The sequence below is a fragment of the Microbispora sp. ZYX-F-249 genome (assembly GCF_039649665.1).
GTDB lineage: Bacteria > Actinomycetota > Actinomycetes > Streptosporangiales > Streptosporangiaceae > Microbispora > Microbispora maris.
This window is the reverse complement of the sequence record NZ_JBDJAW010000001.1, coordinates 400,448-424,651: the sequence shown is the minus strand read 5'-3', so window position 1 is coordinate 424,651 and position 24,204 is coordinate 400,448. Positions and strand designations below refer to the sequence as shown.

Here is a 24,204-nt window from a genome sequence, read left to right as displayed (position 1 = left end):
ACCGCGGGGACGGTCCCCGCATTCCCGGTGCCGGGACTCAGGCGTTCAGCGTCAGCCAGCGCTCGGCGTCGAGCGCCGCCGCGCATCCGGTCCCGGCCGCCGTGATCGCCTGACGATAGGTGTGGTCGACCACGTCCCCGGCCGCGAACACGCCGTCGATGTTCGTGCGCGTCGACGGGGAATCGACCGTGATGTACCCCTCCTCGTCGAGATCGACCTGACCCTTGACGATGTCGGTGCGGGGCTCGTGCCCGATGGCGATGAAGACGCCCCCCACCGGGAGGTCGGTCTCCTCGCCGGTCTTGACGTTGCGCACCCGGACTCCGGACACCCGCTCCTCGCCGAGCACGTCGGCGACCTCGCTGTCCCAGACAAAGCGGATCTTCTCGTTCGCGAACGCCCGATCCTGCATGATCTTGCTGGCGCGCAGCGAGTCGCGGCGGTGGATCACCGTCACCGACTTCGCGAACCGGGTCAGGAAGATCGCTTCCTCCATCGCCGTGTCGCCGCCGCCGACCACCACGATGTCCTGGTCGCGGAAGAAGAACCCGTCACACGTGGCACACCAGGAGACGCCCCGGCCGGACAGCCGCTTCTCGTTGTCCAGTCCCAGCTCGCGGTAGCTCGAGCCGGTGGCGAGGATGACCGCCTTGGCGTAGTAGGTGTCGGTGTAGGTCTTGACGACCTTCGGGTCGGCCCGCAGGTCCACCTCGACCACGTCGTCGGCGACCAGCTCGGCGCCGAACCGCTCGGCCTGCTTGCGGAAGTTGTCCATCAGGTCCGGGCCCATGATGCCGTCCGGGAACCCGGGGAAGTTCTCCACGTCGGTGGTGTTCATCAGGGCGCCACCCGCGGTGACCGAGCCCTCGAAGACGAGCGGCTTGAGGTCCGCGCGCGCGGTGTAGACGGCCGCCGTGTAGCCGGCCGGCCCCGACCCGATGATGATCACGTTTCGAACGTCGCTCAACGGACCCGCCTTCTTCGATCCCGGTGGATGTGCAGTGCCGTCAACAGATCCTAGGCCCCGGTCATTCCCGGGCCGACCCCTGTCATGACGAAGCCCCCCGGAGGTCGCGGGGGGCTTCGTCACTGCTGATGGTACGGCTCTCGCCGCGTGGTCACTTCCAGGAGGCCAGACCCTCGGGGCGCAGCTTGCGGCACCCGGAGTCCACGACGACCACCCGGACGGCGTTCATGCTCTTGTCCTCCCAGAACGCCATGATGGTGGCCTCGTTGCCGTTGTAGAGGGCCTTGTCGACGCCGATGGGCGTGCGGTCGAGCTCGTTCGAGAACCGCTTGACGCAGGTGTCGAGGTCCTCGTCGTCGTTGGTGCCGGAGCCGGGCGCCACGCCGAAATACCCCAGCAGCGGCCCGCGCAGCTCCCGGCTTGTGTAGTTGTGGCCGCTGGCGTAGGTCGAGTAGGTCAGCGCCTGGACCTTGGCCGGGCTCTGGCCGGGCTCGCCCTGGCTCACCACCTGCTGCGCCGGCGAGTCGCCGAACGAGAGCAGCCCGGTGGCGAGACCGCCGCTCCCGATCACCACGGCCGCGGCCGCCGCGGCCACGGCAGGCATGGCCCAAGCGCGCCGTCTGGACGCCTTCCCGCCCGCCGTACGCGTCCCGGAGCGGCGCCTGGCCGGCCGGATCGTGCCGTCGTCGGCGACGACTCCCAGTGGAGCGACCGGCGCGGGCTCGCGCTCCGGCTCCGCGGAATCGGCCACCGTGCTTTCGACCAGAGGCTCGACCGTCTCCCACGGGACGCTCTCCAGTGGAGCGCTGTCCCAAGGGGCGTCCCGCATGATGCGGTCCCAGTCCGGAGCCTCGGCGGCCAGTGCCCGGTCGATGCGCTTGGCGACGCCCAAAGGCATCGCCGGCACCGGCACCGCCGCCAGGACCTCGCGGACCGCGGCCAGGTCGGCAAGGCTCTCCCCGCAGGGGTCGCAGACCGCGAGATGCTCGCGGACCCGCCGGGCCGTCATGTCGTCGAGGAGACCCTCCGCCAGCTCGGCGAGAACCTCCAGGTCGTAGTGCGTGTCACCCGTCACGAAGTTCTGCTCCCTTCCCGGATGAGACGCGAGTGAGGTCGGATCGGTTCCGTAGATGCGAAAGAATCGGGGCGAGTTTCGCGCGGCCCCGCGCACAGCGGCTCTTCACGGTGCCCGGAGGGACCCCCAGCACCGCCGCCGCGTCGTCCACCGCGTACCCCATCATGTCGACCAGCACGAGAGCCGCCCTCTGGTCGGGCGGCAGCAGCTTGAGCGCCGCCGTGACCTCCAGGGACACCTCGCGCTCGCCCGCGTGGTCGGTGGCCGGGGCGTCGCGCTCCGCGGCCTCGATGAGCTCGTCGTCGGCGACCGGGCGCACCGACTTGCGGCGCATGCGGTCGAGACAGGCGTTGACCACGATGCGGTGGAGCCACGTCGTGACCGCCGCCTCGCCGCGGAAGCTGTCCGCCTTGCGGTAGGCCGAGACGAAAGCGTCCTGAACCGCGTCGGCCGCCTCGTCGGGATCGCCGAGCGTACGCAGGGCGACCGCCCACATCCGGTCGCGGTGCCGCCTGACGATCTCGCTGAACGCGTGAGGGTCACCGCCGAGGTGGCGGGTCAGCAGATCGGCATCGGACATCGCGCGCAGCGCGTGCTCAGCCGTCGGGGGATTGTCTGGTGGGGAATTCACAAGTCCCTGCTATGCCGATCCGGGGGAATGCACCGTTACGTCGTAGATAGTGCCACGATACTGGCCGTTGTAGGGGGGAAGTCGGGTGAACCAGATCAAAACGTACTGGCCTGTGGTGGCCTTTTCCGGCGTGAGCGTCACCGAACCCGACGCGCCCTTCTTCTCCGCCACGGTCCTCAGCGAGGACAGCTCCGCCGCGTCGCCCACCTTGAGCTGCACCGTCGCGCCGCCGCCGTTGCCCAGGGAAACGACCACGTCGGCGATGGGGACCGGCTTGCCCATGTCGAGGATGAGCCCGACACCGTCCTTGAGCCGTCCCAGGTCGGCACTGCTGTAGCTGTCGGTGTGCCAGTCGGTGGACGGCTTGCCGTCGATGGCGAGCGGGGCGATCTCCGGCTTCTCGGCGCGGTCGGAACCGAGGGGGTCGAATCCCGCCGCGCTCACCGGCTTGACCGTGACCGGCTTGACCGAGGGGGACGGGGACCGCGCGGCGTCCGACTGGGCCACTCCCCTCGGGGTGTTGCCGAGGTTCTTGCCCACGGTCCAGGCGCCGACGCCGACCGCGGCCATCACGAGCAGGACGATGACGGTCAGCAGGATCTTGCTCGCGGTGCCCGTCTGCGGGCGCGGCGGGGGGACCATCGTCATCTGGGACTGCATGCGCGGCGGCATGGTCGACATGCCCACCCCGTCCGGCGCCTCGCTGTGCAGGTTCAGCGCGGGCGGCGCGGTGGTGACGGGGGCCGGCGCGGGGCGGGGCACCTCGGCGAGGGCCTCGGCCACCTGGGCCGGGGTGGCCAGCGGGGGCTGCCCCCGCCGGGACTCCTGCAGCAGCGCGCGGCAGGTGATGGCATCCAGGTAGCCGGGGACTCCCGCGGTGACCTGTCGTGGCGTGCAGACCTTGCCGTCGTCCAGCGGTGCGGCGGGCAGTCCGCAGTCGGAGTCGCCGGGCCAGTGCCCGGTCAGCGCCGCGTAGAGCAGACGGCCCAGCCCCTCGGCGTCCTCCCGGGCGGGCTCGTCGCTGCTCAGGTCGAGGATCGCGGCGTCGACGGCGAGCCCGAGGAGCTTGACCGTGCCGCCGCTCGTCCAGACCAGGCGGCCGGGGGTGAGGTGCAGGTGGGGGAGGCCGGCCGCGTGCGCGTGCGCCAGGGCCTCGGCCGCCTCGGCGACCAGGGCCGCGCCGCGCTCGGGCTCGACCGGCCCGCTCTCCAGCAGGTCGAGGAGCGAGTCCCCGCTCACCCACTCGCTCACGACGTACGCGGTGCCGTCCTCGTCGGCCGCGTCGAAGACCTGGGTGAGGCGGGGGTCGGTCAGGCGGCTCGCCAGGCGGGCGGCGGTGACCACCTCCTGGACCCGGGGGAAGTCGGGCGCGAACGTGTGGACCGCGACCGGCCGGGCGAGGATCTCGTCCAGGGCCTTCCACAGGGTCGCGCCGGCGGACTCGTGCACCCGGTCCTCGAGGCGGAACCGATCCGCCAGCCGGGTCCCCGGTTCGACCGTGGACATGCTCATACGGCCGCCCCGCTCCGCGGCCCGTCGGCATGCCTCAGCCGATGCCGGGTGGTTCCGCCCACGCCTTCCCGCTTCCGCTCGCCGGTCCGATACTCCAGATCGCGTCCCTGAGACCTCCTGCCTGCCGCCTCCACCGGTCGGACAAGATCTGCGGGACGCACTCCCTGGCGCACCATGCTAGTGCCGTGCCGCTTGTGCCCGCCTTCCCGATGGAAAACGTCCGAATCGGACTTCTGGGTTACCTTCCAGTTGCCGGTCGCTCTTGAGGACTCTTACCGTCCTACCCGGCTTGCGACAAGTCCAATGATGGAGCGGACCTCGGGCACCCGCAGCCGGTGCGCGGCCACCATGTACAGCAGCAGCCCGGCGCCGCCGCCCACCGCGAGCACCACGGCCGAGCTCACCGCGGTGATCGAGGTGATCTCCCGGGCCAGCCACAGGACCGCCAGCGCCAGCGCGGCGGCCGGGATCGCCGCCGCGTACATCCGGCCGAGGCCGGCGGTGACCTCGCGGCCGCCGAGCCCGCCGACCTTCCGGCCGGCCAGCACCCACGCGACGACGCAGAGCACGACGTAGGTGATGAGGTAGGAGAACGCCAGCCCGATGATGACGTACCGGTCGGGAAGCGTGAAGTAGGCGACCAGGCTGAGCGTCGCGTTGATCGCCACGTTCACCCCCGCCATGATCGCCGGCGTCCGGGTGTCGCCGAAGCTGTAGAAGACCCGCAGCAGGAGCTGGAAGATCGAGAACGGCACGAGCGCGACGCCGAACACCTGCAGCACGTGGCCGATGTAGATCGCGTCGGTCGTGGTCATACGGCCCCACGAGAAGATCAGCGTGGTGACCGACGGGCCGAGGACCATCAGCAGCAGTCCCGCGGGAACGATCACGGACGAGACCAGCCGCACCGCCGAGGCGAACTCCGTGCGCACCGAGTCCAGCTCGCCGTCGGCGACGTGCCTGCTCATCCTCGGCAGCATCGCCGTGATCACCGACACCGCGATGATCCCGTACGGGAGCTGGAAGAGCTGGAAGGCGTACGCCCACGCGCTGTTGCCCGCGCCGGGGGCCCGTGCGCCCGCACCGGTCGCGAGCTTGGTGGTGACCCAGAAACCGATCTGCGTGATGCCGGTGTAGGCGAACGTCCACACGGCGGCCCTGGCCGCCTCTCCCAGCCCGGAGCCGCGCAGCCCGAGCCGGGGACGGAACCGGAAGCCCGCCCGGTGCAGCGCGATGATCAGAACCACCGCCTGCGCCACGATGCCGCCGGTCGTGCCGAGACCGAGCAACGCGAGGTCGCGATCGCTCACCTTGTCGATGTCGGACGACGCGACGGCGTAGTAGGCGGCCAGGACTCCCATGACCACGATGTTGTTGAGCACCGGCGCCCACATCGGGGCGGCGAACCTGTCCCGGGTGTTGAGGATCGCCCCGGCCAGCGAACCGATCCCGAAGAACGCGATCTGGGGGAGCATGTACCTGGCCAGCGTGGCGGCCACCTCGACCTTGTGCTCGGTCCAGTTCGAGGCGGTGTAGAGGTCCATGATCGGCCGGGCCAGCAGCACGCCGACGAGCGCGACGGCCGTCAGCACGATCACCGCCAGCGTCATCAGCCGCTGTTCGAACGCCTGCCCCCCGTCCGGGTCGCGCCGCTGCGCCCGGACGATCACCGGCACGATCACGCTGCTCAGCACGCCCTGGAGCAGCAGGTCCAGCAGGATGTACGGGATCATGTAGGCCGCGTTGTACGCGTCGCCCAGGGCGAAGGTCCCGATGGCGGCGGCGAGCATCGCCGTACGGACGAAGCCGGTGAGCCGCGAGACCATCGTCCCGGCCGCCATGATCGCGCTGGCCCGCAGCATCCTGCTCATGGTGTTCCTGGCCGCCTTCCTCCGGATGGTCCCAACTACGGTGACTGGGTGCGCTCGGCCGGGACGGCTCCCGGCCGGTCCCCGGGCGGGCCCTCCTCGTCCTTCGGCCCGGCGAACGGGAACGCCTTGCGCGACCTGCGGCGCAGGACGCGCATCACCACGGCGGCCAGCATGATGACCACGGCCGCACCCACGATGACGAGGGCGATGCCGGTGTAGCCGGTCGCGCGCACGACGACGCGCACCGCGCTGCCGTACTTCTCGTCCTCGTCGGTCAGCAGCTGCACGGAGATGCTCGCGTCGCCGCCCTCGTTGCGGACGATCACCGGGACGTTCACGAGCTGGCTGCGCCCCGCGAGGATCCTCGTGGTGGGGGTCACGTAGACCCCTCCGGGACGGTCGATCGCGAGCCGCGACTTGCTGGCCGAGGTGACCCGGACCTTGATCTGGATGTCCTTGTCCAGGTTGTTGGCCACGCTCACCGGGACCTGGCCGTTGCTTCCCGCGACCGCGCGCGGGGTGTCGAGGACGGACACGTGGCCGATGCGGTCGTCGATCGCCTTCTGCACCTGGCCGGCGAAGGAGACCGCCCGCTTGCCGTCGCCTCGCCAGGAGGCGGAGGCCAGCCGGAGTATGGCCGTGTGGAAGACGTCCGTGTGCTCCTCCGTGACGGTGGCCACGGCGTCGGCCTTGCGCTCCAGCTTGCGTACGGTGGCCAGGTAGGAGCGGCCCAGTTCGGCCTGGCGGTCGCGATCGGTGTAGGTCAGGTCGCCGCGCGGCGTCCCGGCCCGGCCGGGCTTGACCGACTCGAGCGGGGTCATGCGCAGCCAGGGAGCGCCGGAGACGGCCTGCAGGAGGCCGGAGACGAACGCCGGGTCGGGGGTCCACAGGTGCGACTCGGGCGCCGCGATCACCGTGCGGGAGGCCGTCTTCGCCGTCGTGTCCTGCCCGGTCTGCCCGGTCTGCCCGGTCTGGCCGAAGTTACCGGTCTGCAGGCTCTGCTGCTCGAAGGCGATCATCGCGGTCTCGGCGAGGAACCGCTGCCGCGCGAGCATCGCGGCCCCGGGAGCGGACACGTCCCCGCCGAGGAGCTTGCTGAGCGTGGGGTCGGCGAGCAGCGCGGTGACCGGGTTCTCCGCGACGGTGTCGAGCCTGGCCGCGGCGTCGGGAGTGGCCGGCGCCGGGGGAAGGACGGGCTGCCCGTCCTGCGGGGCGGCCCGCGGCGGCAGCGCGTCCCCCGACAGCAGCACGGACGTGACGCCCGACATCGCCAGCTCGTCCACGGCGTCACGGTCGATCTTGCCGCCGGCCGGCCACGCGGTGGTGCCGCGGATCTCCCGGCCGAGCAGTTCGGTCGCCAGCGCGGCCCCGCGCTGCACGGACGCCGCGGCCTGCTTGTCGAGGCCGTGGTGCACGAGCGCCGTCACGTCCGGGTCGGCGTACGGCGTGGCGACGACGGTCTTGTCCGTCAGCGCGCTGCGCAGTCCGTTCAGCCACTGGCCGGCGGCGGGGTCGGCGTTCTTGCGCGTGCCCTTCACGCTCCGGGGGCCGGAGGACAGGACGCGGACGTCGTCGAGCAGGGCGGGGTCGACGAACCAGGTCACCCCGTCGCCGGTGTCCTGCGCGGTCTGGAGCAGCGACGCCAGGCGGCCGGATGCGAGCGAGCCGGACAGGTCGTCGTCCATGAACGTCGCGTCGTCGGCGCGGTGTGGCCGGTCCACGAGCGGCAGGGCGACGGCCAGCTTGACCGTGGGGATCTGCTCGCCCTTGGGGGCGTACGTCAGGAAGGTCCGCTCGATGCCGAGCCGCTGGCCGGTCGCCGCGTCGGTCACCTCGACCTCGAAGGGGTAGACCCCCGGCCGGGGCAGGCCCAGCTCCTGAGGGGTCACGGTGAACCGGAAGGGGAGCTTCCCCGACTGGTCGAGCGGCGTGGCCTGGATCCTGGTGCTCCAGTTGGTGGTTCCGTACCCCTGCTCGGCCAGGTAGGCCGCCATCTCCGTCCGGGAGGCGAACGGCCGGCCCCGGGAGTAGCGGACGGCGACCCGCACGGAGGACCCCGGCGTGCCGGACACGGTTCCCGCGACCGTCACGGGTGCGGCGGCGGTGCGCACGACCTCCGGAGTGATCTCGCTCACGAGGAGCGGATCGGCCGGAGCCGCGGCCGCGGCACGACCCGGAGGCGCCGCGACAGCCGTACCGGCCATGCCCGCGGGGGATGCGAGCAGGGCGGTCAGCAATGTCAGCAGCGCGGCCTTACGGATCATGTGCCGGCCGGCGGTGAGGTACGGCGCACGCCCAGAATGCTATGGCCTATGCCGTCCGCATAGGACTCACCAGGCTCGCGAGACCCCTCCTTTGGGCGGTGCTCAGGTCGACGGGCTTGGCCGCCACCAGGTCGAACAGGTGGATGGCACGCAACCGCAACGCGGTCCGGCGCTCGCCGGTCGCGGTGTGGACGACCTCGTCGGGATCGATGCGCTCCATCAGCCGCTGGTCCACGAGAACGGTCAGATCGTCGGGCAGCAACAGCGGGCAGACCAGGCCGTGCGCGTAGTCGGTCGCGGAGTTCACGGTGAAGGCGGACGCGGGGGTTACCCTGTGGGCGCGCAGGACGGCGCCCACCTCCGCCGGCCCGGGACAGGAGTTCACCGCGCTCACCACGGCCACAGCGTGTGCCCGTCCGCGCGTCGACACCTCGAACAGCGACACGCACAGGCACGTCTCGGGAGTGACCCCCAGCACCTCGGGAAGCTCGTCCGAGCATGTCAACGGGCGCGGAAGACGTACGATCTCATGGTGGATCTGGTGGGCGAGGAGCCAGCGGTGAATCGCGAGAGCGTCTTTCATCTCGTGTGCTCCTTGCGTCGTCCAGCGCCCCCGAACCGTCCGTGGCCTGGTGATCGCTAAGTGTGTCTCCCCTGGGTGACACCCGAACACCTGGGCCATCGGGGGAGAGTTTCTGTTCCGTGACCGAAGGACCTACCCAGCCTTGTCCGTTTCAAATCTGAGCGACAGCCAGCAGCGCGCCGTGAACGAACTGTTCCGCCGGATCGCCCCGGTCGCCGACGAACTCGGTGAACTGTTCTCGGCCCGGGGGCACGAGCTGGCCCTGGTCGGCGGCTCCGTCCGCGACGTCCTCCTCGGCCGTGCGAGCAAGGACCTCGACCTGACCACGGACGCCCGTCCCGAGCGGGTGCTGGAGATCGTCAAGGACTGGGCGGACGCCGTCTGGACGATCGGGATCGACTTCGGCACCGTCGGCGTCCGCAAGGGCGGGTGGCTGCTGGAGATCACCACCTACCGCAGCGAGTCGTACGATCCCGCCTCGCGCAAGCCCGAGGTGATGTACGGCGACTCGCTCGACGGCGACCTCGCCCGGCGCGACTTCGCGGTCAACGCGATGGCCGTACGCCTGCCGCAGCACGAGTTCGCCGACCCGTACGGCGGGCTGCCGGACCTCGCCGCGAAGACGCTGCGGACACCGGGCAGGCCCGAGCAGTCGTTCGACGACGACCCGCTGCGGATGCTGCGCGCGGCGAGGTTCGCCGGTCAGCTCGGATTCACGGTCGCGCCCGAGGTCGTCGAGGCCATGACCGCGATGTCCGGCCGCATCGAGATCGTCTCGGCCGAGCGCATCCGCGACGAGCTCGACAAGCTGATCCTCGGCGCGTACCCGAGGGCCGGGCTGGCGCTGCTGGTGGAGACCGGGCTCGCCGCCCACGTCCTGCCGGAGCTGCCCAAGCTGCGGCTGGAGATCGACGAGCACCATCGGCACAAGGACGTCTACGAGCACACGCTGATCGTGCTGGAGCAGGCGATCGGGCTGGAGTCGGCCGGCCCCGACCGGGTGCTGCGGTGGGCCGCCCTGCTGCACGACATCGGCAAGCCGAAGACCCGGCGCAACGAGCCCGGCGGCCGGGTGTCGTTCCACCACCACGAGGTGGTCGGCGCGCAGATGGCCAAGAAGCGGCTCACCGAGCTGAAGTTCCCCAAGGACGTGGTGTCCGACGTGTCCAAGCTCGTGGAGCTGCACCTGCGCTTCCACGGCTACGGGACGGGGGAGTGGACCGACAGCGCGGTGCGCCGCTACGTCCGCGACGCGGGACACCTCCTCGAGCGCCTGCACAAGCTGACCAGGGCCGACTGCACCACCCGCAACAAGCGCAAGGCGCAGGCCCTGTCGCGGACCTACGACCAGCTGGAGGAGCGCATCTCCCGGCTGGCGGAGGAGGAGGAGCTGGCCAAGATCCGGCCCGAGCTGGACGGCAACGAGATCCAGGAAATCCTCGGTGTGTCGCCGGGCCCGGTCGTCGGCAGGGCTTACAAGCACATGCTGGAGATCCGCATGGACCAGGGCCTGATCGGCAAGGAGGCGGCGAGGGACGCCCTGCTCGCCTGGGCCCGCGACACCGGAATCCTGTCGTAGGCGGTCAGTCGGCGGCGGGGACCGGCGGCCTTCGTGCCGCGGTGGGCAGCACCACCCGGTACAGCACGGCGCCGAGCAGGTAGCCGACGCCGATCACGGCGAGGGCGACATAGGACCTGCCGTCGGGCGGCAGCAGCGCCGCCGCCAGCACCGCGCCGAGGACGGTCATGCCGTTGAACAGCATGTCGTACACGGAGAACGCGCGGCCGAGATAGGCGTCCTCGACGTCGCGCTGCACGACGGTGTCGGCGCAGATCTTCACGCTCTGCCCGGCGACGCCGATCACGAGCCCGGCGGCCACGAACGCCCACTCGTGGAACGTCGCGCACAGCGCGAACTCCAGGACGCCGCAGGTCACGAGCATCATCGGGACCCAGGTCTCGATCCGGAACCGCTCGGTGGCCCACGGCGTGACCAGCACCGCGGCGAAGCTGCCCACGCCGACGGCGCCCAGCACGAGCGTGATGCCCTTCAGCGCGTCGTCGGGGTTCGTGGTGAAGCTGTAGCGGTAGAGCATCACCACCGCCGCCGTCGAGATGCCGAACATGAGGCGGTGGCTCGCCATGCCGGTGAGGGCCGCCGCCGCCGAACGCCGGTGCGCGAGGTGCCGCGCGCCGTCCACCAGGCCGGTCAGCACGTTCCGTACGGCCTCGCGGGCCTGCGGGAGGTCCGGGTCGTACGCGGGACCGAGCAGGGAGCGTCCCATCGTGCGGGCGATCAGCGCGCTCAGCCCGAAGACGACGCCGGAGCAGACCAGCAGCACCGCCACGCCTCCGTCGCCGGATCCGGCGACCGTACGCAGCAGGACGCCGGCGCCCATCCCGAGGAACGTCGCGATGGTGCCCGACGTGGGCGTCACCGCGTTGGCCATCATCAGGTGCTCGTTCGGCACGACGTGCGGCAGCGACGCGCCGAGGGCCGCGAGAAAGAACCGGTTGACCGCGAGGACGCCGAGCGCCGCCGCGTAGAAGACGCCGTCGGAGGCCCCCGCCGCGACGAGGCCCGCGGCCAGCACCAGCAGCGTCCCGCGTACGACCGGCGCGATGACGAGGATCTGCCGCCTCGACCAGCGGTCGATGAACACCCCGACGAAGGGCCCGAGGACGCTGTACGGCAGGAGCAGCACGGCGAGGCCCGCCGCGATCGCGGTCGCGCTGGCCTGCCGGTCCGGACTGAAGAACGCGTAGCCGCCCACGGCGAGCTGGAAGATCCCGTCCGAGAACTGCGAGACGAGCCGAGTGGCGAAAAGCCGCCGGAAGTTCGACCCCCGCAGGACCACCCGCAGATCGGAGACGTAGGACACGGCGCACAGCCTACGCGGGCGATCTCGGCGGAGCATCAGGATCAACCCTGATAAAGCCCCTACGTCACACCGGCATCGAGGTGATCACGTACTCTCGCAGAGTGACCTCACAGGAACATGTCGTGCTGGTCGACGGCGAGGGCAACCCGATCGGCACCGCTCCCAAGTCCTCCGTCCACACCGCTGACACCCCGCTGCACCTGGCGTTCTCCAGCTACGTCTTCGACCGGCGCGGCCGCGTGCTGCTGTCCCGGCGGGCCGGCACCAAGTTGACCTGGCCCGACGCGTGGACCAACAGCTGCTGCGGGCACCCGCTGCCGGGCGAGCCGCTGTCGTCGGCGGTGATCCGCCGCCTCCGGTTCGAGCTGGGCCTGGCCGTCGAGTCCGTCGACCTGATCCTGCCGGGCTTCTCCTACCGGGCGGTGATGGACAACGGCATGGTGGAGAACGAGCTGTGCCCCGTCTACCGCGCCGTGGTCTCGGAGGAGGCCGCGCCCAACGCCGAGGAGGTGGGCGCGGTCCGGTGGGAGCCCTGGACGCGCTTCGCCGCCGAGGTGATGAGCGGAGAGCTGGACATCTCGCCCTGGGCCCGCAAGCAGGTGCCCCAGCTTGTCGCGCTCGGGCCGGACCCGCTGGCCTGGCCGGTCGCCGACCCCGCGGCCCTGCCGCCGGCCGCGCGCCCGCTCAGTACGAATCCCTGAAAGCCGCCGTGACATGCGACCGCCCCGGTCCGATCGACGGAACCGGGGCGGGACGCCCGTGGACGACGGACGTCAGCGCTCGAGCGTGCCGCGGATGAACTGCTCCACGGCCTCGCGGGCGGCGTCGTCGGAGTACTGCTCCGGCGGCGACTTCATGAAGTAGGACGAGGGCGACAGCAGCGGGCCGCCGACGCCCCGGTCGAGGGCGATCTTGGCCGCGCGGACCGCGTCGATGATGATGCCGGCCGAGTTGGGCGAGTCCCACACCTCGAGCTTGTACTCGAGGTTGAGCGGGGTGTCGCCGAACGACCTGCCCTCGAGGCGGACGTAGGCCCACTTGCGGTCGTCCAGCCACGGCACGTGGTCGGACGGGCCGATGTGGACGTCGGCCTTGGCCATCTCGTGCGGGATCTGCGACGTGACCGACTGGGTCTTGGAGATCTTCTTGGACTGGAGGCGGGTGCGCTCCAGCATGTTCATGAAGTCCATGTTGCCGCCGAAGTTGAGCTGGTAGGTGCGCAGCAGCTCGACTCCGCGGTCCTCGAACAGCTTGGCCAGCACGCGGTGCGTGATCGTGGCGCCGACCTGCGACTTGATGTCGTCGCCCACGATCGGGACGCCGGCCTCGGTGAACTTGGCGGCCCACTCGGGGTCGGAGGCGATGAAGACCGGCAGCGCGTTGACGAAGGCGACCTTGGCGTCGATCGCGCACTGCGCGTAGAAGCGGTCGGCCTCCTCCGAGCCCACCGGGAGGTAGGACACCAGGACGTCGACCCGGGCGTCCTTGAGCGCCTGGACGACGTCGACCGGCTGCTCGTCCGACTCCTCGATGATCTCGCGGTAGTACGTGCCCAGCCCGTCGAACGTCGGGCCACGCTGCACGGTCACGCCGAGCGGCGGCACGTCGCAGATCTTGATCGTGTTGTTCTCGGAGGCGACGATGGCCTCCGACAGGTCGCGGCCGACCTTCTTGGCGTCCACGTCGAAGGCCGCGACGAACTCCACGTCGCCGACGTGGTAATCGCCGAACCGCACGTGCATGAGGCCCGGCACACGGCTGCCCGGATCCGCGTCCTTGTAGTAGTGGACGCCCTGCACCAGCGATGAGGCGCAGTTGCCCACACCGACGATGGCTACGCGCACCGAACCCATAGCACTCGCTCCTTTACCTATCTGCCTCGGGCGTGTCCGCCCTCTGGGTCTCTTCCTGTACGGCCTGCGCGGGATCCGGGGGGTGATCCCCCTCGCCGGGAGCCGATCGGCTCCGTCGTTCCGAGTCGATGAGCTCGTTGAGCCAGCGGACCTCGCGTTCGACCGACTCCAGCCCGTGGCGCTGGAGTTCAAGCGTGTAGCTGTCCAGGCGCTCTCTCGTACGGGCGAGAGCCTCGCGGACACGGTCGAGACGTTCCTCCAGGCGGCTGCGGCGGCCTTCCAGGATGCGCAGGCGCACCTCCGCCTCCGTATGGCGGAAGAAGGCGAAGTGGATGCCGAAGCTCTCGTCCTCCCAGGAGGACGGGCCCGACTGGCTGAGCAGCTCCTGCAACCGCTCCTTCCCCTCCGCTGTGATCTTGTACACGATCTTCGACCTGCGGCCGAGGACCGTGTCCTCAGGAGGCTCCTCCTCGGCGATGAGGCCCTCGTTCAGCAGGCCCCTGAGGCAGGGATACAGCGAGCCATAGGAGAACGCACGGAACATGCCGAGCAGCGTGTTGAGCCGTTTGCGCAGCTCGTAGCCGTGTAGCGGTGTTTCGTGCAGCGATCCCAGGACGGCGAGCTCCAGCACACCTCCACGAGAGCCCGTCACTGGAACCACCTCCTGTGTCCGACCGATGTATCGACTCGATACATCCGCAGGATACGTCGGGGCGTCATAGATGGCAACGGGTCAACGGTTGGGCAAGATTTGGCAAAGGGCCGTAATCTGGCCGTATGTGGTCACAGCGGTCGGTCGTGGACTACGGCCTCGCAAAGCGGGCGGCCGTGCAGTCCGTCCGCACCGGCCGCATGCGGGCGCGGGACGTGTGCGACGCCCACCCTTATCTGCTGCGCGCGGCTCGGTTCCATGGAGAGCCCACGAGCCGCATCTGCCCCATATGTGAACGAATGAACGTGACCAACGTCACATACGTATATGGGGAGGAACTAGGACGAGCGGCCGGCCAGGCCAAAGCGCCGGCCGAGCTCACCGCGATGGCCCGTGAATACCGCGAATTCCGGGTCTACGTGGTGGAGGTCTGCCAAGGTTGTTCCTGGAACCACCTGGCGGTGTCGTTCGTCCTCGGAACAGCCGATCCCCCGGGCCCTTCTTCGTAGGCGACCTCCACCACCAGGAGGACCGCCCGCCGGCCTGCCGGCCGACGTCGAATAATTCCCCGAAACACCTGACGAGGACGCGTGACTAACAGCAGCTACGGACCGGAGCCGACCGGCCGTCCCGAGGACGCCTCGGGCTCCGGTGGATCATCCCGCCCAGGGCGCCGTCGTCGCTCGCCCCGGGAATCCGACGAGTACGGCGAGCCCGCTCCGCCGCGACAGCCCGGCAGGGGCCCGGCTCCGCAGCCGCCGCGCGGCGCGCGGCCCGGAGGAACGGAGCAGCGCCGGCGGGAGGCGGCGGCCTTCGAGGACACCGCCGCCATGAACGCGGTGCCCCCGGGTCCACCGCAGAGACCCGCGCAAGGACCGCCGCAGGGAGCCCGTGGACCGGTGGGCCGTGACCCGCGTTACGCCGCCGGCCCCGGTGGACCCGGTGCTCCCGCCGGCCGCCCCGGCGTGCCCGGCGCCGATGAGCGCACCCAGGCGATGAGCATGCCGGCCGGTGGCCGCCGCGGGGACGCCGACGGGCAGAGCACCGAGGCGATCCAGACCGGCGGCCGCCGGCGCAGGCCCCCGGGCCGCGGCGGCCGAGGTCCCGGCGGCCCGGGTGGACCGGGAGGCCCGGGCGGCCCCGAGGGGCCCGGCGGGCGCGGCCCCCGGGATCCGCGCGACTTCGGCGACTTCGACGAGGACGACGAGAAGCCGCGCCGTACGGGCTGGAAGCGCTTCCTGCCGAGCTGGAAGATCCTCGTGGCGGCCTTCACCGTGCTGGCCGTCGGCGCCTTCGGCATGATCGCGGTGGCGTACGCCAACACCCCGCTGCCGAAGGCGACCCAGGCGGAAGCGATCTCCGAGGGCAGCGCCATCTACTACAACGACGGCAAGACGCTGATCGCCAAGGTCGGCACCCCGCGCGTCATCGTGAACGACATCAACAAGGTGCCGCGGCACGTCCAGGACGCCGTCATCGCGATCGAGAACAAGACGTTCCGCGAGGACTCCGGCATCTCCATCCCCGGCATGGTCCGGTCGGTCTGGATGACCGCGACCGGCCAGCAGCTCCAGGGCGCCTCGACGATCACCCAGCAGATGGCCCGCAACTACTACGACGGCCTCAGCCAGGAAGTCTCGATCAAGCGAAAGTTCAAGGAGATCTTCGTCGCGGTCAAGCTCGACCAGGAGATGACCAAGAACCAGATCCTGCTGCAGTACCTCAACACGGTGAACTTCGGGCGCGCGTACGGCATCGAGGCCGCCGCGATGGCGTACTTCAAGAAGCACGTCGACCAGCTCACCCCGGAGCAGGGCGCCTATCTCGCCGCGCGCATCCAGACGCCGGCGCTCGACGCCGACTCCCCGCAGCTGCAGGGCCGGTTCAAGGACGTCATCAACGCCATGGCGGGTCTCGACCCGGGCAAGTACGGAAACCTGCCGAGCACGGCCAAGTTCCCCAAGACCGCCCCCGCGCGCAACAGCAACGACCTGGGCGGTCTCAAGGGCTACATGGTCACCCAGGTCATGAACGAGCTGGAGTCGCGCATGAACCTGTCCGCGGACCAGGTCAGGAGCGGCGGCTACAAGATCATTTCGACCTTCGACAAGAAGCTCATGCAGGCCGCCAAGAAGGCGGTGACCGCCACCATGTCCTCGATGTCGAAGGAGTTCCACGCCGGTCTGGCCGCCGTGGATCCCGAGACGGGACGGGTGGTCGCCTTCTACGGCGGCAACGACTATCTCAAGGACCCCTGGAACGAGCCGTTCCAGTCCAGAAAGCAGGCCGCGTCGGCGTTCAAGCCGTACGTGCTGGCCGCTTGGCTGGACGCCGGATATAGCCTGAACAGCTTCCTGCCCGGAAACCAGACCGTGCCGGAGAAGCTGCCGGGCTTCGAGAAGGGCATCACCAACGGCCACTCGGTGCCGAGCGCCATCAACGCGATCTACGCGACCTCGCACTCGATCAACACGGCCTTCGCCTCCATGGCGTACAAGCTCGACGAGGCGAACGGCACGATCGGTCAACTCAGCGCGGTGAAGCAGATCGCCGAGGAGGCGGGGCTCAGCAAGGAGAGCCTGGACAAGGACATCGCGGACCACAAGTACCAGTTCTCCATCGGCAGCGCCGGCGTGACCCCGGTCGAGCAGGCCGCCGGCTACTCGATCTTCGCCAACGAGGGCAAGCACGTCGACTACCACGTGGTCAAGGAGGTCCGCAAGGACAAGGAGGTCGTCTTCGCCGAGCGGCGGGACGTCAAGCAGGTGATCACGCCCGAGGCGGCGGCCGACTCCGTGGTGGCCATGGAGGAGGTCCTCAAGTCGGGCACGGCGGCGGGCAAGGGCATCGGCCGCCCGGCCGCAGGCAAGACCGGCACCAACAACGACGAGAAGGAAGCCTGGTTCGTCGGCTTCACCCCGCAGCTGTCGGTCGCCGTGGGCATGTACCGCGAGCAGTGCGTGACCAAGAGCGGCAAGATCGTGCAGCCGCTGTACTCCAACTGCCCGACCACCCCGGGTGGAAAGCCCAGCAAGAAGTACGGCCCCAACAACCCGTACACCCACGTCAAGGAAGTGTCGCTGGGCTTTGAAGGCGCCGGCCCGCCGACCACGATCTGGCGGACGTTCATGATGGAGGCGCTCGCGGGCAAGCCGGTCGAGCAGTTCCCGCCCAAGGCCGGCGTGGGCACCCCCGAGAACCTGGTGCCGAGCCCGACGCCGTCGCCGAGCCCGGATCCGGACGAGGGCGGGTTCCCCAACGACATCCCGGACGACTTCCTCGACGACGACGGCTGCTACGACGGCGGCCCGGGATGTGACAACGGCGGCGGTGGCGGCCGGGGCTTCGGCGACGACCCGGGCCAGGGCGGCCAGGACGGCGGCCCAGGAGCCGGCAACGACGTCCCGCTGAACATCCCCGCGGCGATGCCCTCCGGGCCCGGCACCGGCAAGGACGGCAGCGGCGCCTGAACCTCGATCCGCGACTCGGCGCAATCGAAGGGTCGTCTCAACACGGTGGCCACTGTCCGGCGGCAGTCGCGTAGCGAGCCGACTGGGTTTCCGTATTCCTCGGCACTGCGGGGGACGGAAACCCAGGCCGGAAGCCGGCGGATCGCCGACATAGAAAGCTGGCCAAGGTCAGGCGGGTCCGGCGATCTCGGCTGGTGACGGAGATTCTGGTCACGCGATGTCGGGCGGAGCCCGCGCCGAATAAGGGATACGGACATCCTGTGATCGTTGTCACACTCGCTGGGGCGGAATGACGTGGCCGCCGTGCGGGTCGGTGTGGTTGATCTGAGCAAACTTCGAGGAGTGCAAGGAAAGTTACCTTGCCATGTAAGTTATGTCATCAGACGAGTCAAGATCTTTCAGTTGATGATCCAGCGGGCCATCTTGAGTGAGCAGGAAGGCGATCACAAGCCGCCGTCGGGGGGACGTCCCCTCGTCAACGGCACAGTGATCTCCCCCGTTTCGAGGGCTCCCCTCGACCGTCGAAGGGCTTAGGTTTGTTCACTCTCAAGCGCTTGGCCATTGGCACGGCTGTCGCTGCCGCCGCCTTCGCTCTCCCCGCCACGGCGGAGGCAACCACAACCCAGGCCGCTGCCCCCGCAGTTGCCGCAGGGTGGGTAACGCACAGCGGCCCCTACTCGAGCTGGTCCATGTGCGAGACAGCGGCTCTGTACTTGTATGACCTCGACACTTGGGCCTGTCCGGAGGGACCGAAGGGCCGTTGGTACCTGTTGACCTGGCAGTAGCCGACAGACCTGAAGCGGTCCGCATCCGCATCAGGATCTGACCGCTTACCAGACGGCCCGTCTCCGTCTCGGGAGGCGGGCCGTTCGCGTCCTCGACACGCCAACCGCGCCGATGTCCGCTGCCGCCCTCCGACGAACGGACCGGTTTCCGGATCGGGATGGTAGCTCCCGCCGCGGGTCCCTTCCATGCGCGGCTCCATGCGCGGAGTCGCCAATCGGAGGCGTTGGATGGTGCAATACCGAGCATGACGACCCGGACCACGAACGACTCCGCCCCGCTGCCCGGGGTCGCCGCGCGGGCGGTGCCGTACCTGCCTCTCGGGCTTCTCGCGGGGCTCGGCGCGGTTCTCGCGTACCTGTGGAAGTACCCCTGCCGGTTCGGCGGGGCCTGGAACGGCGGTGTCGGGCAGTTCACCCACTTCTGCTACACCGACATCTATCCGCTGTTCTGGGCGGAAAAGCTCAACGAGGGCAAGATTCCCTACGTCGACTACCCCGTCGAGTACCCGGTCGGCATCGGCGGGATCATGGAGCTCGCCCGCCGGCTCGCGGGCGGCGACGGGATCGTGTTCTACGACGTCACCGTGATCCTGATGGGAATCTCGCTGGTCGTGGGCGTGCTGCTGACGGCCGCGCTGGCCGGCCCGGCCCGCCGCTGGGACGCCCTCTGGTACGCCGTCGGCCCGGCCGTCATCCTCACCGCGTACATCAACTGGGACCTGGCCGCGGGGGCTCTGGCGCTCGGCGGCCTGCTGGCCTGGGCCAAGGATCGGCCGTGGCTCGCCGGCGTGCTGCTGGCGCTCGCCGTGGCCACGAAGTTCTACCCGCTCATGTTCTTCGGCGCGTTGTTCCTGCTCACGGTGCGTACGGCCAAGTGGGTGCCGTTCCTGAAGACGGCGGCCGCGGCGGCGGTGACGTGGCTGCTGGTGAACGTGCCGATCATGCTGGTCAACTTCGAGGGCTGGAAGCGGTTCTACGCCTTCAGCAGTGAGCGCGGCGCCGACTGGGGCGGGCTGTGGTTCTTCTTCCAGAAGACCCAGTGGTTCGGCATGGAAAGGCCCGGCTTCCTGGCCTTTCTCGGCGACCCGGAGAAGCTGAACATCATGGCCATGGCCGCGCTGGCGGTGCTGCTGCTGGGCGTCGCCGTGCTGGCGCTCGCCGCGCCGCGCCGGCCGCGCCTGATGCAGCTGTGTTTCCTCGCCCTGGCCGCCTTCATGATCACCAACAAGGTGTGGTCGCCGCAGTACGTCCTGTGGCTGGTGCCGTTCGCGGTGCTGGCCAGGCCCAGGTGGGGCGCGCTGGCCGCCTGGCAGGTCGCCGAGTGCTGGTACTTCTTCTCGATCTGGCTCTACCTGGTCACCCAGACCGGCGAGCCCGCCCTCGGCATCGGCGACGATTCGTACTTCCTGTCGGTCTGGGCCCGCGCGCTCACCATCGTCATCCTCATGGCGCTCGTCGTCCGCGACATCCTGCGGCCCGAGCACGACGTCGTACGCCAGGCGGACGCCGACGACCCGTCGGGCGGGGTCTTCGACGGCGCCGAGGACCGCCTCGTCCTGCGCCGTTCGCTCCTCGCGCGGGGCGCGCGGCAGCAGCCGGAGACGGTGTGAGGGCCTGAAACTTACATCGGATTTGGCGGCCGTCGCGGCGGGCGGGAGCCGTCCGAGCCGGGGCGTCGCGTAACGTCGCGTGAGAGTGCGTGCGACGAACGGGGGAGACGGCGATGCGCCGGAGGCCGCCATGGCTCCTGCTGCTTGTCTGGGCGGCGACCCGGGGGGCGCTCCTCCTCGTCGCGACCCAGACCATCCCCACAGGGCACGGCGAGGCCTTCACCAACGACGTCACGCTCTACCGCGACTGGTCCGGCATCCTGGCCGAGGGAGAGTTCCCGGCGGGGGACGAGAAGTGGCAGTATCCGCCGTTCGCGGCGCTGCCGCTGCTCGCCCCCCGCCTGGTGCCGCTGGACTACCACGTCGCCTTCTCCCTGCTGGCGCTGCTGTGCGACCTCGCGGTCCTGCTCCTGCTGTGGCGGTTCTCCGCCTCGCGATCCTTCGGCCCGCGCCGCGGCGGCGGCCGTACGGGTCCGTGGGCGTGGACCGTCGGCGCGGCCCTGCTCGGCCCGGTGCTCCTCGCCCGGTACGACCTCATGGTCACGCTCGTGGCGGTGCTGGCGCTGACGACGTCGGCCGGCCCGGCGGTGCGCGGGTCGCTCATCGGCGTCGGGCTCCTGGTGAAGGCGTGGCCGGTCGCGCTGCTCGCCGGCCTGCGGCGCTGGCGCGAGCTGCTGACCGCGTCCGGGCTCACGCTCGCCGTCGCCGTGGCGGGATGCGGGGTGACCGCCCTGCTCGTGCCGCACGCGCTGGACTTCCTGACCGCGCAGGAGGAGCGGGGCCTGCAGATCGAATCGCTGGCCGCCACGCCGTTCGCGCTCGCCCGGGCCCTCGGCTGGTGGGACGGCTACACCACCTACCAGCACGGCGCGATGGAGGTCGTGGGCCCCGGCGCGCACGCCGCGGCGCTGGTGAGCCTGGCCGCCACCCCGGTGGCGCTGGCGCTGATCGGTGTGTGGTGGCTGCGCGCGGCCCCGAGCCCGCGGTCGTATCACGACGCCGCGCTCACCACCGTGCTCTTCCTGGTCGCCACCAGCCGCGTGCTGTCGCCGCAGTATCTCGTGTGGGTGGTCGGCGTCGCCGCCGTCATCCTGTCGGTGCGGCGCGACCGGCGCGGCCCGACGCAGCGGCCCGCCGCCCTGCTCGTCCTGGTCGCGGCGCTGCTGACGGGGGTCATGTACCCCTGGATGGAGCTGGACTACAGCTGGACGGGCTCCCTGCCGGGGACGCTCGTGCTGGTCGTGCGCAACCTCGTCGTCCTGGCCGCGGCGGTCACGTCGTACGTGCAGCTGTGGCGCGCCACGCGCAGGCCCCGACGGGTACGGGGCGAGTGGAGCCTTCAGGCAGCGGTACCCACTGCCTGAGGTTCTCAATCCGCAGAGTTGTCCACAGGCTGTGGACGGTCGTCTACAGGTGCTTGCGCAGGTACGCGATGTCGTCGGCCTGGCCCTCGAACGGCGTCTCGACCACGATCGGCGCCCCGGCCGTCCGGCAGACCTCCAGGATCAACTCGGGGTCGATCTGCCCGCTGCCGAGGTTGGCGTGCCGGTCGGCGCCGGAGTCGAAGGCGTCCCGCGAGTCGTTGCAGTGGATGAGGTCGATGCGGCCGGTGATCGCCTTCACCCGCTCCACGAGCCCGGCGAGCTCCTCGCCGCCCGCGTGGAAGTGGCAGGTGTCCAGGCAGAAGCCGACCACCGAAGGGTCGGGGGCGCCGGCCGTCACGGCGTCCCACAGCCGGGCGATGCGCTCCAGCTTGCGCGCCATCGCGTTGCCGCCGCCGGCCGTGTTCTCGATCAGCACCGGGATCGGGCACTCGGTGCGCTCGAAGACCTTGCGCCAGTTGTCGAAGCCGGTCTGGGGGTCGTCGCCGGCGTTGACGTGCCCGCCGTGGACGATCAGGCCCTTGGCGCCGATGGCCGCCGCCGCCTTGAGGTGCGCGTCGAGCAGCTTGCGGCTCGGAATGCGGATGCGGTTGTTGGCCGTGGCCACGTTGATGACGTACGGCGCGTGCACGTAGACGTCCACGTCCGACGCGCGCAGGGCGTCGGCGGTGGCGGGCGTCGCCGGGCTCTTCCACCCCTGGGGGTCGCCGAGGAAGAACTGCACCACGTCGGCGTCGCGGGCGGCCGCGTGCGCGAGCGGGTCGTCCTGGTCGACGTGGGCCCCGATCCGCGGGCGGGCGCCGATGTGGCTGTCCATGCCGTTCCTCCAACACTGCTTGCCTGGATGAGAAAGGGGGCCGCCGACGCGAAGGGCGAACTCTAGGCGCTCTCCAAGAGCGTTTCAAGAGGGCGCGCTGTTTCAGAGGCGCGAATCAGGGCAGTCGCGTGTCACGCGCCCCCAGAACCCGCGCGCGATACTACTTCGTCCTCAAGGAGACGAGCATGAGATATCGCTTAGGCAGCTTCATCCTCCTCATCTACATCCTCGTCGGGCTCTACGTGGCCTGGCTCCACGACTACATCACCCCCACTCTCCTCAAGCAGGTCGCCCAGGCCCTGATCGCGGTCTTCCTGTGGTTCCTCGTGCTGCTCGGCGTCGACCTGCACATCGGCGGCTGAGCCGCCGCTTCTCAGCCGCGCAGTGAGAACCCGCGGGGGAAGAAGCCGCCGTGCGCAATCCCCAGCGCGGCGCCGACGAACGACCCCACGACTCCCACGATGATCAGCGCGCGCTGTCTCGTGGTCGACGAGACGAACTGGGCGTACAGCCCGCCCCAGAACCCGATCGCGCCCACCCATGACGCGATCATGTGGGCCGTCACGATGAAGCCCGTGACGAACGCCACCAGGCCGCACACCAGCGTCGCGATCGTCATCGCGTTCTCCGCCGGGTGCGGCCTGCCGTCCGTGTTCAACGTGAGGTGGACGGGGTGCCCTCTTTTCCGGCCGACGGCGTCTGGCATCGCCTACCCCCTCTCCGACCTCCAGTTTCGCTCTTCGGAACGGGTGAGGCCAAGGGGCTGGTAGCCTTATTCGACTGCGTCTGATAAGGGCCGGGGGCATCGCCGCCCGGCCGAAGCGCAGGGTCCTCCTGTCACGGCAAGGCGTCGTGACCGCAAGAGTCCAGAGGAGGTTGGATCACTCATGCGTCGCTACGAGATGATGGTCATTCTCGACCCGTCCCTCGACGAGCGCACCGTGCAGCCGTCGCTCGACCAGTTCCTCAGTGTCGTCCGCAACGACGGCGGCACCGTGGAGAAGGTCGACGTCTGGGGCCGTCGCCGCCTGTCCTACGACATCGCGAAGAAGTCCGAGGGCATCTACGCCGTGGTCGACCTGACCGCCGAGCCCGCCACCGTGAAGGAGCTGGACCGCCAGCTCAACCTGAACGAGGGCATCCTCCGCACCAAGGTCATCCGCCCCGAGCTTCACTGAGCTCAACTGGCACAACCCCGAAGCCCGGCGGTTTGTCGGGCCCGGGCCGTACTCTGAGCCCTTGACGGCTCAGCTGACGGGATAGGAAGGCGAAAGCGACCGATGGCAGCAGGCGACACACAGATCACCATCGTCGGCAACCTTGTCGACGACCCGGAGCTGCGCTTCACCCCCACGGGGCAGGCCGTGGCCCGGTTCCGCATCGCGTCCACTCCGCGGTTCCTCGACAGGCAGACCAACGAGTGGAAGGACGGCGAGGGCCTGTTCCTCACCTGCAACGTCTGGCGGCAGGCGGCGGAGAACGTCGCCGAGAGCCTCCAGCGCGGCATGCGGGTGATCGTGCAGGGACGGCTGCGCCAACGGTCGTACGAGACCAAGGAAGGCGAGAAGCGCACGGTCTACGAGGTCGAGGTCGACGAGGTCGGCCCCTCGCTCCGCAACGCCACGGCGAAGGTCAACAAGACCACGCGCCAGGGCGGTGGTGGTGGCGGCGGCTTCGGCGGCCCGGCGAACGACCCGTGGGCGACCGCGGCGCCCGCTCCCCAGGGGGGCTTCGGCGGCGGCGGTGGCGGCGGCTTCGGCGGCGGCCCGCAGGGCGGTGGCGGCTTCGGCGGCGACTTCAGCGACGAGCCGCCCTTCTAGGTCGGGCCCTTCCGGTCCCAACCACTGTAA

The 24,204-nt window shown here is 70.2% G+C and carries 21 protein-coding genes; 9 read left to right on the top strand and 12 right to left on the bottom strand.

Annotated features, from left to right (window positions below; genetic code table 11):
• Positions 1 to 37: 37 nt before the first annotated feature.
• The 7 genes from trxB to AAH991_RS01890 all read right to left on the bottom strand — a co-directional run bounded on the left by trxB (position 38) and on the right by AAH991_RS01890 (position 8,903).
• On the bottom strand, positions 38 to 967 hold the full coding sequence (gene trxB / locus AAH991_RS01920; protein ID WP_346223724.1) for a thioredoxin-disulfide reductase: 930 nt from the start codon (positions 965 to 967) through the stop codon (positions 38 to 40).
• A 151-nt stretch (positions 968 to 1,118) separates the two neighbouring features.
• The gene (locus AAH991_RS01915) at positions 1,119 to 2,042 is read right to left on the bottom strand and encodes an anti-sigma factor family protein (RefSeq protein ID WP_346223723.1); all 924 of its coding nucleotides are present in this window, start codon (positions 2,040 to 2,042) and stop codon (positions 1,119 to 1,121) included.
• Entirely contained in the window at positions 2,032 to 2,622 is a 591-nt protein-coding gene (sigM, locus tag AAH991_RS01910) for an RNA polymerase sigma factor SigM (protein WP_346223722.1), read from the bottom strand. The genes AAH991_RS01915 and sigM overlap by 11 nt, the downstream gene beginning before the upstream one ends.
• A gap of 60 nt (positions 2,623 to 2,682) precedes the next feature.
• Positions 2,683 to 4,185 (bottom strand): protein kinase family protein, encoded by a 1,503-nt coding sequence (locus AAH991_RS01905; protein WP_346223721.1) that lies wholly within the window; start codon positions 4,183 to 4,185, stop codon positions 2,683 to 2,685.
• Positions 4,186 to 4,457: 272 nt separating this feature from the next.
• On the bottom strand, positions 4,458 to 6,056 hold the full coding sequence (gene murJ, locus AAH991_RS01900) for a murein biosynthesis integral membrane protein MurJ (RefSeq protein WP_346223720.1): 1,599 nt from the start codon (positions 6,054 to 6,056) through the stop codon (positions 4,458 to 4,460).
• 35 nt (positions 6,057 to 6,091) lie between these two features.
• Positions 6,092 to 8,320, bottom strand: coding sequence for a hypothetical protein (locus tag AAH991_RS01895; protein WP_346223719.1), 2,229 nt, complete (start codon positions 8,318 to 8,320; stop codon positions 6,092 to 6,094).
• 46 nt (positions 8,321 to 8,366) lie between these two features.
• Complete coding sequence (locus AAH991_RS01890) at positions 8,367 to 8,903, bottom strand: aminoacyl-tRNA deacylase (RefSeq protein ID WP_346223718.1); 537 nt, start codon at positions 8,901 to 8,903, stop codon at positions 8,367 to 8,369.
• A gap of 142 nt (positions 8,904 to 9,045) precedes the next feature.
• On the opposite strand from AAH991_RS01890, the gene AAH991_RS01885 reads away from it, so the two are divergent.
• A complete protein-coding gene (locus AAH991_RS01885; RefSeq protein ID WP_346223717.1) occupies positions 9,046 to 10,482 on the top strand; it encodes a CCA tRNA nucleotidyltransferase in 1,437 nt (478 codons plus the stop codon).
• A 4-nt stretch (positions 10,483 to 10,486) separates the two neighbouring features.
• On the opposite strand, the gene AAH991_RS01880 is transcribed toward AAH991_RS01885, so the two are convergent.
• Positions 10,487 to 11,785, bottom strand: a complete 1,299-nt coding sequence (locus AAH991_RS01880) for an MFS transporter (RefSeq protein WP_346223716.1) — start codon at positions 11,783 to 11,785, stop codon at positions 10,487 to 10,489.
• A gap of 101 nt (positions 11,786 to 11,886) precedes the next feature.
• Between AAH991_RS01880 and idi the strand changes: the two genes are divergently transcribed.
• Positions 11,887 to 12,486, top strand: coding sequence for an isopentenyl-diphosphate Delta-isomerase (idi, locus tag AAH991_RS01875; RefSeq protein WP_346223715.1), 600 nt, complete (start codon positions 11,887 to 11,889; stop codon positions 12,484 to 12,486).
• 72 nt (positions 12,487 to 12,558) lie between these two features.
• Here idi and AAH991_RS01870 read toward each other — a convergent pair whose 3' ends face one another.
• Positions 12,559 to 13,638 (bottom strand): inositol-3-phosphate synthase, encoded by a 1,080-nt coding sequence (locus AAH991_RS01870; RefSeq protein WP_346223714.1) that lies wholly within the window; start codon positions 13,636 to 13,638, stop codon positions 12,559 to 12,561.
• Between the two features lie 13 nt (positions 13,639 to 13,651).
• Entirely contained in the window at positions 13,652 to 14,290 is a 639-nt protein-coding gene (locus tag AAH991_RS01865; protein ID WP_030508612.1) for a PadR family transcriptional regulator, read from the bottom strand.
• 125 nt (positions 14,291 to 14,415) lie between these two features.
• Here AAH991_RS01865 and AAH991_RS01860 point away from each other — a divergent pair, with 125 nt between their 5' ends.
• The 4 genes from AAH991_RS01860 (at position 14,416) to AAH991_RS01845 (ending at position 21,519) form a co-directional block, all read left to right on the top strand.
• Positions 14,416 to 14,799 carry a DUF5318 family protein gene (locus AAH991_RS01860; protein WP_346223713.1) on the top strand — a complete coding sequence of 128 codons (384 nt, stop codon included), beginning with the start codon at positions 14,416 to 14,418 and terminating at the stop codon, positions 14,797 to 14,799.
• 390 nt (positions 14,800 to 15,189) lie between these two features.
• Positions 15,190 to 17,760, top strand: a complete 2,571-nt coding sequence (locus AAH991_RS01855; protein ID WP_346223712.1) for a transglycosylase domain-containing protein — start codon at positions 15,190 to 15,192, stop codon at positions 17,758 to 17,760.
• Positions 17,761 to 18,790: 1,030 nt separating this feature from the next.
• Positions 18,791 to 20,155 (top strand): glycosyltransferase family 87 protein, encoded by a 1,365-nt coding sequence (locus AAH991_RS01850; RefSeq protein WP_346223711.1) that lies wholly within the window; start codon positions 18,791 to 18,793, stop codon positions 20,153 to 20,155.
• A 113-nt stretch (positions 20,156 to 20,268) separates the two neighbouring features.
• Positions 20,269 to 21,519, top strand: a complete 1,251-nt coding sequence (locus tag AAH991_RS01845) for a glycosyltransferase 87 family protein (RefSeq protein WP_346223710.1) — start codon at positions 20,269 to 20,271, stop codon at positions 21,517 to 21,519.
• 43 nt (positions 21,520 to 21,562) lie between these two features.
• On the opposite strand, the gene AAH991_RS01840 is transcribed toward AAH991_RS01845, so the two are convergent.
• Positions 21,563 to 22,354, bottom strand: a complete 792-nt coding sequence (locus AAH991_RS01840; RefSeq protein WP_346223709.1) for a deoxyribonuclease IV — start codon at positions 22,352 to 22,354, stop codon at positions 21,563 to 21,565.
• 185 nt (positions 22,355 to 22,539) lie between these two features.
• Between AAH991_RS01840 and AAH991_RS01835 the strand changes: the two genes are divergently transcribed.
• Entirely contained in the window at positions 22,540 to 22,716 is a 177-nt protein-coding gene (locus AAH991_RS01835; protein ID WP_193203926.1) for a hypothetical protein, read from the top strand.
• Between the two features lie 11 nt (positions 22,717 to 22,727).
• On the opposite strand, the gene AAH991_RS01830 is transcribed toward AAH991_RS01835, so the two are convergent.
• Positions 22,728 to 23,060, bottom strand: coding sequence for a hypothetical protein (locus AAH991_RS01830; RefSeq protein WP_346223708.1), 333 nt, complete (start codon positions 23,058 to 23,060; stop codon positions 22,728 to 22,730).
• 181 nt (positions 23,061 to 23,241) lie between these two features.
• Here AAH991_RS01830 and rpsF point away from each other — a divergent pair, with 181 nt between their 5' ends.
• A complete protein-coding gene (gene rpsF, locus AAH991_RS01825) occupies positions 23,242 to 23,532 on the top strand; it encodes a 30S ribosomal protein S6 (RefSeq protein ID WP_142620127.1) in 291 nt (96 codons plus the stop codon).
• A 102-nt stretch (positions 23,533 to 23,634) separates the two neighbouring features.
• On the top strand, positions 23,635 to 24,174 hold the full coding sequence (locus tag AAH991_RS01820) for a single-stranded DNA-binding protein (RefSeq protein ID WP_346223707.1): 540 nt from the start codon (positions 23,635 to 23,637) through the stop codon (positions 24,172 to 24,174).
• The last annotated feature ends 30 nt before the right edge of the window (positions 24,175 to 24,204 follow it).

Excerpts from the sequence above, each read along its gene's own strand:
- sigM (WP_346223722.1), bottom strand. The coding sequence starts at position 2,622 with ATGTCCGATGCCGATCTGCTGACCCGCCACCTCGGCGGTGACCCTCAC.
- AAH991_RS01905 (WP_346223721.1), bottom strand. The coding sequence starts at position 4,185 with ATGAGCATGTCCACGGTCGAACCGGGGACCCGGCTGGCGGATCGGTTC.
- murJ (WP_346223720.1), bottom strand. The coding sequence starts at position 6,056 with ATGAGCAGGATGCTGCGGGCCAGCGCGATCATGGCGGCCGGGACGATG.
- AAH991_RS01895 (WP_346223719.1), bottom strand. The coding sequence starts at position 8,320 with ATGATCCGTAAGGCCGCGCTGCTGACATTGCTGACCGCCCTGCTCGCA.
- AAH991_RS01890 (WP_346223718.1), bottom strand. The coding sequence starts at position 8,903 with ATGAAAGACGCTCTCGCGATTCACCGCTGGCTCCTCGCCCACCAGATC.
- AAH991_RS01870 (WP_346223714.1), bottom strand. The coding sequence starts at position 13,638 with ATGGGTTCGGTGCGCGTAGCCATCGTCGGTGTGGGCAACTGCGCCTCA.
- AAH991_RS01860 (WP_346223713.1), top strand. The coding sequence starts at position 14,416 with ATGTGGTCACAGCGGTCGGTCGTGGACTACGGCCTCGCAAAGCGGGCG.
- AAH991_RS01850 (WP_346223711.1), top strand. The coding sequence starts at position 18,791 with ATGACGACCCGGACCACGAACGACTCCGCCCCGCTGCCCGGGGTCGCC.
- AAH991_RS01845 (WP_346223710.1), top strand. The coding sequence starts at position 20,269 with ATGCGCCGGAGGCCGCCATGGCTCCTGCTGCTTGTCTGGGCGGCGACC.
- AAH991_RS01840 (WP_346223709.1), bottom strand. The coding sequence starts at position 22,354 with ATGGACAGCCACATCGGCGCCCGCCCGCGGATCGGGGCCCACGTCGAC.
- AAH991_RS01835 (WP_193203926.1), top strand. The coding sequence starts at position 22,540 with ATGAGATATCGCTTAGGCAGCTTCATCCTCCTCATCTACATCCTCGTC.
- AAH991_RS01830 (WP_346223708.1), bottom strand. The coding sequence starts at position 23,060 with ATGCCAGACGCCGTCGGCCGGAAAAGAGGGCACCCCGTCCACCTCACG.
- rpsF (WP_142620127.1), top strand. The coding sequence starts at position 23,242 with ATGCGTCGCTACGAGATGATGGTCATTCTCGACCCGTCCCTCGACGAG.
- AAH991_RS01820 (WP_346223707.1), top strand. The coding sequence starts at position 23,635 with ATGGCAGCAGGCGACACACAGATCACCATCGTCGGCAACCTTGTCGAC.